This window comes from Litorimonas sp. (genome assembly GCA_029936425.1).
Taxonomy (GTDB): domain Bacteria; phylum Pseudomonadota; class Alphaproteobacteria; order Caulobacterales; family Maricaulaceae; genus Litorimonas.
Genome location: JAPYSU010000019.1, coordinates 46,531 through 55,994 on the forward strand (window position 1 = coordinate 46,531; position 9,464 = coordinate 55,994).

The 9,464-nt window shown below is 51.2% G+C and carries 9 protein-coding genes; 4 read left to right on the forward strand and 5 right to left on the reverse strand.

Annotated features, from left to right (window positions below; all coding sequences use genetic code 11):
* Window positions 1–2 precede the first annotated feature (2 nt).
* A complete protein-coding gene (locus ACN0IC_RS12990; protein ID WP_416879208.1) occupies window positions 3–1,031 on the reverse strand; it encodes a PLP-dependent cysteine synthase family protein in 1,029 nt (342 codons plus the stop codon).
* A 110-nt stretch (window positions 1,032–1,141) separates the two neighbouring features.
* On the opposite strand from ACN0IC_RS12990, the gene ACN0IC_RS12995 reads away from it, so the two are divergent.
* A complete protein-coding gene (locus ACN0IC_RS12995) occupies window positions 1,142–1,621 on the forward strand; it encodes an Lrp/AsnC family transcriptional regulator (protein ID WP_416879209.1) in 480 nt (159 codons plus the stop codon).
* Window position 1,622: 1 nt separating this feature from the next.
* On the opposite strand, the gene ACN0IC_RS13000 is transcribed toward ACN0IC_RS12995, so the two are convergent.
* The 3 genes from ACN0IC_RS13000 to ACN0IC_RS13010 are packed head-to-tail and all read right to left on the reverse strand — an operon-like array spanning window position 1,623 to window position 4,227.
* Entirely contained in the window at window positions 1,623–2,291 is a 669-nt protein-coding gene (locus tag ACN0IC_RS13000; RefSeq protein WP_416879210.1) for a pseudouridine synthase, read from the reverse strand.
* Between the two features lie 22 nt (window positions 2,292–2,313).
* The gene (gene rnd, locus ACN0IC_RS13005; protein WP_416879219.1) at window positions 2,314–3,468 is read right to left on the reverse strand and encodes a ribonuclease D; all 1,155 of its coding nucleotides are present in this window, start codon (window positions 3,466–3,468) and stop codon (window positions 2,314–2,316) included.
* Window positions 3,469–3,489: 21 nt separating this feature from the next.
* Complete coding sequence (locus ACN0IC_RS13010; RefSeq protein ID WP_416879211.1) at window positions 3,490–4,227, reverse strand: dienelactone hydrolase family protein; 738 nt, start codon at window positions 4,225–4,227, stop codon at window positions 3,490–3,492.
* A 138-nt stretch (window positions 4,228–4,365) separates the two neighbouring features.
* Between ACN0IC_RS13010 and ACN0IC_RS13015 the strand changes: the two genes are divergently transcribed.
* Complete coding sequence (locus ACN0IC_RS13015; protein WP_416879212.1) at window positions 4,366–4,974, forward strand: LysM peptidoglycan-binding domain-containing protein; 609 nt, start codon at window positions 4,366–4,368, stop codon at window positions 4,972–4,974.
* 139 nt (window positions 4,975–5,113) lie between these two features.
* Entirely contained in the window at window positions 5,114–6,541 is a 1,428-nt protein-coding gene (gene pyk, locus ACN0IC_RS13020) for a pyruvate kinase (RefSeq protein WP_416879213.1), read from the forward strand.
* Here the strand turns inward: pyk and ACN0IC_RS13025 are convergent.
* Window positions 6,519–7,946 carry an O-antigen ligase family protein gene (locus tag ACN0IC_RS13025; protein WP_416879214.1) on the reverse strand — a complete coding sequence of 476 codons (1,428 nt, stop codon included), beginning with the start codon at window positions 7,944–7,946 and terminating at the stop codon, window positions 6,519–6,521. The two genes, pyk and ACN0IC_RS13025, sit on opposite strands and share 23 nt — an antisense overlap.
* Before the next feature lie 19 nt (window positions 7,947–7,965).
* Between ACN0IC_RS13025 and ACN0IC_RS13030 the strand changes: the two genes are divergently transcribed.
* A complete protein-coding gene (locus tag ACN0IC_RS13030; RefSeq protein WP_416879215.1) occupies window positions 7,966–9,129 on the forward strand; it encodes an acyltransferase family protein in 1,164 nt (387 codons plus the stop codon).
* Window positions 9,130–9,464 lie beyond the last annotated feature (335 nt).

Here is a 9,464-nt window from a genome sequence, read left to right on the forward strand (position 1 = left end):
TCCTACAGAACCCGATAACCTATCAGCTTCACATCTTGGCTTAAATAGTTGTCTTTTACCGGTTCAACCTTAGTCAAATCGGTCGATAAATATTTCTTACTGTCGTCACAGAAAACCGTAGCGATCTTTGCCTCGGGGCCCATTTTCTGCTGAACTTTGAGCGCCGCAATAAAGTTGGCACCTGATGAAATACCCACTCCGAGACCGAGCTCGGAGCTGAGCTTTTGCGCCATAATAATCCCATCACCGTCATTGACGCAGATCACCTTGTCGAGCGTATTCAAACAGACAATGTCTGGAATGAACTCATCCGAGACGCCTTGTATACGGTGTTTGCCTACTTTGTGCCCTGTTGACAGGGTTGGACTTTCGGCGGGCTCCATTGGATGAATTTTGATGTTCGGGCAAAGTGCTTTCAAGGCTTTACCGACCCCCATAACCGTGCCGCCCGTGCCAACGCCTGCAACAAACGCGTCAGGGCAGCTTCCGAGTTGGCGTGCTATTTCCGGCCCGGTGGTGCCGCAATGGGCCTTGCAATTATCTTCGTTAGAGAACTGTCGCGGTAAGAACACATCATTGCGGGATCGCGCTAAATCTTCGGCCATTGCAATAGAGCCGACAAAGCCGCCTTCCTCGTGAGTCACAAGCCGAACTTCCCCGCCATAGCTCTTCATCAGAGAAATGCGCTCTTGGCTCATCCAATCTGGCATATAAATCCGAACGGGATGGCCCAAAGCCCGGCCCAAGGCGCAAAAAGCGATGCCGGCATTTCCGCTCGTCGCTTCGACAATCAAATCGCCCGGGCGCAATGCACCGGATTCATAAGCGCAGCGAAGCACTTCCAGCGCCATTCTGTCTTTAATGGAGCCTGAAAGGTTGAAATATTCCAACTTGGCATAAATTGTGACAGGGGCGCCGAGATAGAGCATATCCACCGCAACCATGGGTGTGTTTCCGACAAGTCGTTCCAATGTTTTGAACATCGCCGGAAGGCGGAAATCCATTATTGGCTTTTCTAGCGTTGGAGTCATGGCGTCCCTTTCCAATTTACGAAAAGAGTATCGCGCCCCGCATCAAAAGACTTCATCATGAAACTCCTAATTCAGTAGTAAAAAATAAAAAAATTTGATATAATGAGATCATGAAAGAAAAAATTACACATTATGATGTAAAAATTTTAGAAATTCTTCAATCAGATGCGACTCGCTCCCTTGAGTCTATCGCCGACGAAATTGGCGTTTCTTTAAATACATGTTGGCGCCGCGTTAGAGCTCTAGAAGAAACGGGAGTTCTAGAGCGCCGCGTTGCCTTGGTTGATAATGAAAAGGTTGGACTGCCGCTCACAATATTTGTATCCGTCCGTACGGATGATCACTCCAAGGCTTGGTCCGAAGCTTTCGACAAGGCGGTTCGGGATATGCCGGAAATAGTCGAGTTCTACCGCCTTGCTGGTGATGTTGACTATATTATGAAAATGTTGGTTTCGAATGTGGCGCATTATGACAGGGTCTATCAGCGTCTCATTAGCCGGATTAGTCTTTCGGATGTCTCGGCCAGTTTTGCTATGGAGAAGCTGAAATTCACCACGCAGCTACCTCTGTCACAAATAGAGGCCAAGTAATTTAAAACAGGCAGGGAGAGTGATACTCGACCCAAGCTCCGCCCGTGGGCTCACGAAATTTCAAGGTTTCTGCGTGGAGGTGTAATCGCTTGCTGTGTTGAAAGATCTCGTCTGCCGCATAAAGCCTGTCTCCGATAATGGCATGGCCCAAGCAGAGCATATGTAGACGTAGTTGATGTGACCGCCCCGTTACGGGGTACAAGCCCACATGGGTTGTGTTTGAACTCCTTTTTATAACCGTCCAGTCTGTGACAGCGTTTCGGCCCTGCTGGAAATCAATTTTTTGTCGGGGCCGGTGCGGCCAATCTGTCCAGATCGGCAGGTTCAATCGTCCGCTCTTTGCATTTGGGTGCCCGGCTATTTCCGCCTGATAAGTTTTCACAGTTTGGCGCTTCTCAAATTGCAGGCCGAGATGGCGTTGGGCATGTTTGTTCTTGGCAAATATTATTAGACCGGAGGTGGCCATATCAAGCCTGTGAATGGTCAGGGCAGTTGGGCAATAGGATTGAACCCGCGCTTCCAGGCAGTCCGGTTCAGATTTACCGGGGACACTTAACAGACCAGCAGGCTTGTCCGCCAAGAGATAATCTTCCGTTTCTGCAATAACAGAGAGCGCCTCATTCGGCGGTGAATATTCGAACGGTCGGCTATAGACCGGAAAGTCATACATTTTCCGGCTCACATTTCGTCGGTTAAGCTGAGCCGACAGGTTCCACGACTACGTCTTCCCCGTCCAATCGCAAAGCGAGTTTGCCGTCCAGTAATGCCAGAGCGTCCTCTCCGAAAATTTCCCGCCGCCAGCCTTTAAGCGCGTCGATATCCGCGTCCTCGCCAAAGGCGGCGAGTTTATTGATGTCAGCAGAATTTGCGACTAGACGCGTCGCGAGTCCGACGACTTCTGTTCGAAGTCTTAAAAGGGTCCGTAACATTTCAACGCGCGGTCCCAAATTGGGCGGCATGTGCTGAACTTTCGGGGCAGGCGGGGCATATTCAGCCGCATTATCCACGGCGGCGCTAATCGCGTCCACAAGAGGCTGGGCCGAACGGGACTTTTCGAAACCGCGAGGGATACCTCTTAATCTTTCAAGGGCTTTAAGGTCTCGAGGTTTTTGCTGTGCCAGATCATACATGGCGTCATCTTTGAGGATTCGCCGGCGCGGGACATTTTTGGCAATGGCTTCTCGCTCTCGCCAAGCGGCAGCGGCCTTAAGCGCCGCGAGATATTGTTTCTTTGGATTTCGAACCTTGAGCCTTTGCCATGCTTCCTCCGGTTCGAATGTATAAAGGTTCTCCTTCATTTGCGGGAGCATTTCTTCTTTCACCCATTTGAGACGCCCTCTGTCTTTCAACTCTTCTATGACGCCTGGATAGAGATCCCGCAAATGTGTGACATCGGCCAAAGCATAGGAAAGCTGTTTTTCCGATAGCGGCCGTCGCGCCCAATCGGTAAAACGCGCGCCTTTATCAAGGCTTATATTCAGCCGGCCTTTAACGAGTGCGCCATATCCGGCGCTATCTCCGAACCCCAGTGCCATAGCCGCAATCTGTGTATCAAATATGGGGCCAGGAACGGCGTCACACAGCTGATAGAAAATTTCCATATCTTGTCGCGCCGCATGGAGCACCTTAGTAACGCTCTCATCCATGAGCATTTTACAAAAAGGCTCGAGGTCTATCCCCTCTGCAAGCGGATCAACAACCACCTCGCGTTCATGGGTCGCCATTTGTATCAGACAAAGTATGGAGTAAAATGTGCTCTCGCGCATGAACTCGGTATCGACGCAGACAAAGTCCTGCGCCGCCGCATGCTCGCAAAACTCAGCCAGCGCTTCGGTGGTTGTAAGTATTTCCAAAATATTGATCGACGCTTAGGCCGATTTAACTCCATGATTGCCAAAGACGTCTGCGAGTAAATCCTGCGCTGCCATGATGGAACGACGCTCGCTGTCTGGATTGAATTGTAAGCCTAGCTCATCATTATCGGCCCCAGGGACAGTAAAGGCATGAGAGGTGTTTCCGTAAGCATGAAGCTGCCAGTCACAGCCGGCTTCTGCCATTTCTTTACCGATGCTGACAACATCTTCTGGCGGCGCCATAGGATCATCCCAGCCATGAGCAATAAGAACTTTGGATTTAATTTTATTTTTAGGCAGATCAGGGGCGTCCAATAGACCATGAAAGGAAATAGCCGCTTTAAGGTCCAAGCCTGCCCGCGCCATATCGAGCGTGCATAAGCCGCCAAAGCAAAACCCAATCGCCGCCATCGCTTTTTCGTCAACCTCCTTCAGCGCCGCGGCGGCGTCATAACCCGCTTTGAGGCGTTTTAGAAGCTTTGCGCGGTCTTCTTTCAAAGGAGTCATACGCTCCATTTTATCTTCAGTGGTTTCCGGCTGTTCCCCATTGCCGTAATTGTCCAGACAAAAGCCGACATATCCCAGCGCGGCCATTTGTATTGCTTTGTCCTGTGCGAAAGTGTCCAGTCCGCCCCAAGCGTGATTGACTAAAACGCAGGGTTTAGGGTCGGCATAACTCTCATCCCATGCCAAATATCCAATACAAGTCAGGTCTCCATCCTTATATTCAATCGGGCGTGTCGTGATCGTCATAAAAAACTCCGGCGATATATATGTGCAGAGTTTATCCGTCACATCTGTTTCGTCAACTGGTCAGGTCCCGAACTGCACAGGATTAACGAAACATTAGTCATAAAATGCGATTCTGATCTTTAAAATGTGGAGGGAATTATGATGATCCAGAAATTATTTTTATTTGGTAGCTTATTGGCTTTGACGGCCTGCGCCACTGCGCAGGAGAATCCGAACTATCAATATTCTTCAACATACGAAGAAGCCGGACAGGTAAGCCGGATGGCAGCAAATTCTCAAAACTCAAAAGTGGTCTATGTCAGCCCGGATATGAGAGCGTCTGAACTGGACCAACAAGCTGGACAGCCCTCAACCGGAGCTAATGTTACTTATGCAAATTCGACGGCACCACAGAATGACTATTCTGACGAGGTGACAGTTGTGAGGCCTTCCGCGGTCGGTACGCCAGGCTATGGCGTATATGTCCCAGAGACCGTTGAAGATTATGATTATTCGGAGAATGTATTATCCGTCAACAATACGGTCCAAGCTGGTCGTGGATCGCAAAGCGTAGAAACAAGAGCGGTTCAGCCTGCATACACAAATCAACCATCTGCCAATTATGTCGTCGGTAGTGGAGACACAGTATATAATATTTCGCGGCGCCTATGCGTAAATGTTGAAGAGGTCCAAGCGCCAAACGGCCTGGGCAATGACTTCGCGATTGATATTGGACAAGCTCTCTATCTGCCGCCTTCGCGCTGTTAAACCGGTGCCAGTCTAAAGGATTTGCTTGAGGTATTTCTTCAGGTTCTTCTAAGATAATCTAGGCCTTTACGGAGATTAAGGGTGCAATTTGGCTGTGATCGGACTATGGGCGATTGCGAACACCTATAGCGAGTCAGTCATGCGTAAACGTTTTGCCAAAATTCTAGCAACTCTTGGGCCGGCCAGCCGCTCTCCGGATACGCTGCGACTATTGCATGATGTCGGTGTCGACGCATTTCGTCTAAATTTCTCGCATGGGTCTCATGAAGACCACGCCCAATCGGTTAAGAATATTCGGGAAGTTGAAGCCTCGACAGGTAACCCCATCACGATTGTGGCGGATATGCAGGGACCAAAACTTCGCTGCGGTCCGTTTAAAAACGGCTCGATAGAGTTGCGCTATGGCGAGACAGTCATCATCGAAAACTCGACTGATCTTGGTGAGGATGGCCTCATTCGTATGCCGCATGCTGAACTTATCGAAGCGCTGGACGAAGGTCACATCCTGAAATTTGATGACGGCAAATTGCAGGTCACGATTTTAGAGAAGAAAGAAGGTCGCCTTCACGCCAGGGTCGACGTTCCTGGCACGCTGTCAGACCGCAAAGGCATTAATGTGATCAATGCCGTCCTGCCTATGAGCGCGATGACAGACAAAGACCGGGAGGACATGGCTTTCGCCCTAACCCAAAGCGTGGATTACATTGCTTTGTCATTCGTGCAGACCGCCCAAGACGTCATCGACGCCCGTAAAATTATTCAAGACCATTCAGGCGATATCAAGCCTGGAATTATTGTGAAGATCGAGAAACCTTCGGCCGTCGAGGACTTGGACTCCATTCTGATGATGGCAGATGCAGCCATGGTGGCGCGTGGCGATCTTGGCGTAGAACTGCCGCTTGAGCAGGTTCCGGTAGTCCAGCGCAAAATTATCCGCAAGTGCCGCGCTCTTGGAAAACCGGTGATTGTCGCGACCCATATGCTCGAGTCCATGATTGACGCGCCGACCCCGACACGGGCCGAAGCGTCGGACGTGGCGACAGCTATTTACCAGGGCGCGGATGCCGTGATGCTGTCGGCGGAAACCGCCGTAGGGCGTCATCCCGCGACCGCTGTGGCGATTATGGACCGAATAATTGTGGCTGCCGAAAATGATCCCGAATATTGGCAGTATTTTGAGCAGATGGCGCTGCCTCATGAACCGACTGCCGAAGACGCGATTGGCCAGTCCATCGGCGGAATTGCCCGTACATTGGGATGCAAAGCCGTGCTCGGTTTCACCTTTACAGGATCTACCGTGCAGCGGATCAGCCGCGAGCGCCCGCCCTGCCGCATTGTCGGCCTGACCCCGCAAGCGCGAACGGCGAGCCGCTTGGCGCTTTCCTGGGGCGTCTTGCCAGTCGTGACAGAAGATCCGGAGAGTTTCGATACCATGGTGGCCAGTGTGAATAAGCTGGCCAAAGATAATGTTGGCCTCGTTAAAGGGGATCGTATCATGATCACCGCCGGCGTGCCCTTTGGCCGTCCGGGCACAACGAACACCCTCAAGATCGAAACGATTGATTAGACTCGAATTTGTTTTCATCTCTTAAGGGTCGGAAGTCGTGTTGGAGCGTAAAGAGTTTGGCGCAAGTGGCGACGAATAATATCCAGGACAGGCTGTTCTGCTGAAGGATTGCGCTCTCGGACATGGAAAATCCGATATAGGATAAGAGCATCAGCACGACCCAATAGGTTTCACGCCCGCCGCATCTGATATTATAAACCGCAAAACCAAGTGTCAGCAGAATTTGCAGTGCGAATAAAATAACGATTCCGATTCCGGCCGAAAGCCAGATTTCTATCCAGCCATTATGGGCTGTCGGGACTCCCCATTCCAGAACCTGCCGAACAATATAGGACGGCCCCAAAGGGTCATCCCAAAATATACCATATCCATAACCAAGCCAGAATTTCTGCTGGATAGCCTCGCTCAGAAGCGCCCAGATATCCGTCCGCCCTGTCAGAGACGGATCTTTGCCGATGATCCCGAACATAACCTCAGGGAACATCGCCAGAGCAACGGAGAGAAACCCAATGCTCATGACAAGTGTGAAAATGAGTGGAATACGGGTGACGGGATTAGTCCGATAGAGCTTTAGAAAAATATAGGTCCCGATGCAGAGCATGGATATCAAGAGAGCCGTTTTTGATGTCGAGGCAATGACCAACCCAAAGCATAACAGGGCAATCGGCAGATAAAGCCATCCGCGTTTGGGACGCAGGGCGAAGGCACAAATGGCGGCAATCAATCCCTTTGTCATCATTCCGCCAAGCTGGTTTTTCTCGGCAAAAGGTCCGCGCCAGGCCCCGGCATTGACTTCCTGCATAATGGCTCGGCCCGGATCCATAACAACGAGGGCAATGGTAATCAGCCCAATAAACAGAAAAGCGATCGCGATAATCTGAACCAGACGGCCCCAGCTAAACCACGCTGCCAAAGTCAGGCCGATATAGCTGGTGAGCAAAAGCGCGATAGAGCGCCGCAAAGTCGTTGGCGGGTCAATCGACCAGAACATGGAAAGACCGCAAAACAGAACGCAAAGAATGAGAATTGGCGAGAACGTCGCAAGACGCACAATTTCCATCAGTTTTGGCAGGCTGAGGAGCAGGACTAAAAGATAAACCGGGTACCAGACATATCGCGCCAGAGGACTTTCGGCGGCCAGTTGATCCGTGCTGGCAAATAGCTCTGGGAAAAGGATGCCGACACCCGCGCCGCTCGCAAAAATTACAACGGCAATAAATATCGATATGACAAGAAATTGACCCAAATCACCGAGCGCGCGGTTACGCGAGCGAAGTTGCAGTTCGGAATAGGGAACAGTGACCATAGGGCGGGGGTAGACAATTATAGTTAATGAAGATTTACGTTTAAACGGGCGAAACTCTTTGGTTCCGACCTTGAGAGGCAGGAAAACAATCTTAAACATTTTGGCTTATGGCTTTGCCATGTTTAAGCGACTGACATCAGAGGCCCCGCTGACGGCCGAGGCCCGATACGGATATATTCCGGGACTGGACGGCATCCGGGCGATTGCCGTTCTGATCGTCATCATCGCGCATTTCGGTTTGACGACGCTTGTTCCGGGCGGCTTTGGGGTGACGGTTTTCTTTTTCATTTCAGGCTTTCTGATTACGCGGCTCCTCTTGGCGGAGGCGCGGACAAAAGGAAAAATCCATCTCAAGGATTTTTATATCCGGCGAATTGTCCGGCTCTATCCGGCGCTGATCTTCATGGTGGTCGGGAGCACGGCGCTTTATCTGGGGTTAGGGCAGGGCGGCCCGAAACCTCTCGAATTTACGGCCGCCCTCGGTTATTTCACCAATATCTATCAAGTCGCCGTTCGGGCCGGAGGGGAGCTGCCCTTTATGCCGTGGACACATCTCTGGTCGCTGGCGGTGGAAGAGCATTTTTATCTCATATTTCCGCTCCTCATGGTGATTTTCGGGATCTTCAAACGGCGCTTGATCTGGGCCTTAATGGGGCTTCTCGCGCTTGTGCCTTTATGGCGTTTATTTACCTATTCCACTTTCGAAACCCTTCCGGTCGTTGATTATAATTACATGATGACGGACGCCCGAATTGATTCCATCGTTTGGGGCTGCCTCCTCTCTGTTCTGCTTGATAAGGATATTCGGGAAGGGCTGTTTCAAAAACTCATCGGCTGGTTTCCGATTATCGGGGCGGGGGCGATTTTGCTCCTTTGCTTTGCCCTGCGCGATGAAAGCTTCCGCTATGTTTGGCGATACAGCCTCCAAGGCGCGGCGTTGTTTGTTCTCGTGTTAAACCTCTATTTCTTTCGCCCGGTTCGGTGGAGCCTTGGTATATTGGAGCTCTGGCCGCTCGTCTGGATGGGACGGCTCTCCTATCCGCTTTACCTCTGGCATTTCCCCGTTCTGGATCTGTCTCACAGATTTATGGAGCCGGGACTGGCGCAGCTCAGCGTTGCCGTTGTCGGCAGTTTGGGCATTTCTATTTTCTCCTTCTTCCTCGTCGAAAAACCCTTCATGACGCTTCGCAAACGCTTCGGCGCGCATATCGTGAAGAGGCCCGCCATTACGAAGGACGCCCCGCCGGAAGCCAGAAAACCCGATCCGGCACTGATGTCCTGATACCAGAACGAATTATTCCTTTTTCCTGTCATTCCGCACGGAGCTATGCGTAGATGCGGAAGGTCGAGAGTTTGCGGACTGATTTAGAGAGGGCTCACAACCTCTCGGCCTTCCGCATCTGCGGCCTATCGGCCTTGTGCGGAATGACAAGAAAAAATTGAATTGTGCACTGCCCATGCGCTTTTCCCGCTCGCCATCGAGGGCCAAGCCTTTTTCACGGTTTCCAGATAAAGTGGACTGCCCGCGGGGTCGGTATCCTTGCCGGAGACCGAATATGGTTATGTTTCGCAAGGGACAAACCCCGCGGCGGCGGTTTATATCGCAGCGGCCTTGTA

Excerpts from the sequence above, each read along its gene's own strand:
- ACN0IC_RS13025 (WP_416879214.1), bottom strand. The coding sequence starts at position 7,946 with ATGTTTAAGATTGTTTTCCTGCCTCTCAAGGTCGGAACCAAAGAGTTT.
- ACN0IC_RS13000 (WP_416879210.1), bottom strand. The coding sequence starts at position 2,291 with ATGTATGACTTTCCGGTCTATAGCCGACCGTTCGAATATTCACCGCCG.
- ACN0IC_RS12990 (WP_416879208.1), bottom strand. The coding sequence starts at position 1,031 with ATGACTCCAACGCTAGAAAAGCCAATAATGGATTTCCGCCTTCCGGCG.
- ACN0IC_RS13015 (WP_416879212.1), top strand. The coding sequence starts at position 4,366 with ATGATGATCCAGAAATTATTTTTATTTGGTAGCTTATTGGCTTTGACG.
- ACN0IC_RS13010 (WP_416879211.1), bottom strand. The coding sequence starts at position 4,227 with ATGACGATCACGACACGCCCGATTGAATATAAGGATGGAGACCTGACT.
- ACN0IC_RS13030 (WP_416879215.1), top strand. The coding sequence starts at position 7,966 with ATGTTTAAGCGACTGACATCAGAGGCCCCGCTGACGGCCGAGGCCCGA.
- pyk (WP_416879213.1), top strand. The coding sequence starts at position 5,114 with ATGCGTAAACGTTTTGCCAAAATTCTAGCAACTCTTGGGCCGGCCAGC.
- ACN0IC_RS12995 (WP_416879209.1), top strand. The coding sequence starts at position 1,142 with ATGAAAGAAAAAATTACACATTATGATGTAAAAATTTTAGAAATTCTT.